Origin of the sequence: Halolactibacillus alkaliphilus, assembly GCF_900115465.1 — a bacterium.
Lineage (GTDB): Bacteria > Bacillota > Bacilli > Bacillales > Amphibacillaceae > Halolactibacillus > Halolactibacillus alkaliphilus.
Map to the genome: position 1 here is coordinate 1 of NZ_FOWN01000064.1, position 1,353 is coordinate 1,353.

At 34.6% G+C, this 1,353-nt stretch carries 3 protein-coding genes; 1 reads left to right on the plus strand and 2 read right to left on the minus strand.

From position 1 onward, the window contains the following. Positions 1-111: 111 nt before the first annotated feature. Positions 112-396 carry an Fpa/YlaN family protein gene (locus BM163_RS13565; protein ID WP_089803701.1) on the minus strand — a complete coding sequence of 95 codons (285 nt, stop codon included), beginning with the start codon at positions 394-396 and terminating at the stop codon, positions 112-114. A gap of 177 nt (positions 397-573) precedes the next feature. Further along, positions 574-885 (minus strand): YbyB family protein, encoded by a 312-nt coding sequence (locus tag BM163_RS13570; RefSeq protein ID WP_089803702.1) that lies wholly within the window; start codon positions 883-885, stop codon positions 574-576. A gap of 150 nt (positions 886-1,035) precedes the next feature. Here BM163_RS13570 and BM163_RS13575 point away from each other — a divergent pair, with 150 nt between their 5' ends. Next, positions 1,036-1,242, plus strand: coding sequence for a YlaI family protein (locus BM163_RS13575; RefSeq protein WP_089803703.1), 207 nt, complete (start codon positions 1,036-1,038; stop codon positions 1,240-1,242). The last annotated feature ends 111 nt before the right edge of the window (positions 1,243-1,353 follow it).

The window sequence follows — 1,353 nt, forward strand, 5'->3', positions numbered from 1 at the left end:
ACATGTTTCAGCTGCATAAAAAGAGCTGAAACATGTGAAATATAAGCTCGAAATTATTGGTTAAAAATTCTCACCAACACTATTTGACAAAGAACTTTAAAACCGTGTTTTTTAGTAACCTGCTTGAGCCTTCTCATGAAGGATATTCAATTGTTTCTCTAAGTTATCTAATAAAGCTTTGCCTTTGTCTTCGTCAATTAAATGAAGGCGAACCGCAAAGTCAATTTCTCTTGAAAGACCAAACATTTGCGTATCTAAAACTTCTTCATATAAAGGACACTGTGGCATTGTTAAATTATCCATTTGCACTTGAATAAGTTTTAGGATTTTATCTGCATCAGCCTTTAAAACGGCATAAGCTTTTTTCTGATCTGTTTGAACTGCATTGTCCACCATATAATATCCCTCCACAATCAATCCTTCTTTAAACAATATTAAAGGTATGAAGGTAAAAAAGCAAGCATATTTAAGTCTTCCAATCTAATAGATAAATTAAAAACTTGCCTTTGAATGACGCATTCAAAGACAAGTTAAAACTTATCGTTAGCAAGATGCCCTTTTACAAGACGGGCTTTATTCCCAGTCTTTTTTCACTAATCTCGGATTCTTTTTTTGTTTTCTGCTTCCAGCCACACGGTTATAGTAATCTACACCAAATGACGAACCTTCACTAATCATGTCGGCATTTTCGATGCTATCATCATATCCACCTGCCGAATCCAATGGAAAATCATCATGTTTTTTTAATTTTAGCCTCAATAATACATCCTCTTTAAAGCGCGTTAATTTTTTTCTTGTCTTTTTATCTTTCAATAAATGCAATGCCGCTGTAGCTCCAGCAACTGCAGCGCCTGCAATAACAGCCGTCTTTTTATTCTTCCCCATTCTCTTCACCTCATTTTAAATTTTTCTACTCTTGTTTATCCTTTCCCAATTCGGCTTAACTTAAAACTAGAGATAAGGTTCTCATTCTAAAATATTTATGCTAAACTAAAGGAATAAGCAGTTATCTTTAATGATGTTGGAGGAAAACAAATGGATGTCATGTGTCCGATCTGTGATAAGGTAGAATCGATTGATAATGATTCACCCCTAGCAAAAAAATTAAGAAATAGACGTAAACATCTTTATTTATGTCAAGCTTGCCATGATCGCATTGAAAAAAACACCTTAAAGCGACATGCTACTGGTAAATTTAATTTATATGAAGAACAAAAAGAAGAGGATCCTTTTTTAAGCTAAGGATCCTTTTTTTATGTGCATTCTTACTAGGTAGACGACGTTTAATGTGAACTACTCCCACCACTTACCACCCTTACGGGTTGCTTGAAGTGGGGGCTTCTTGGGTAATCG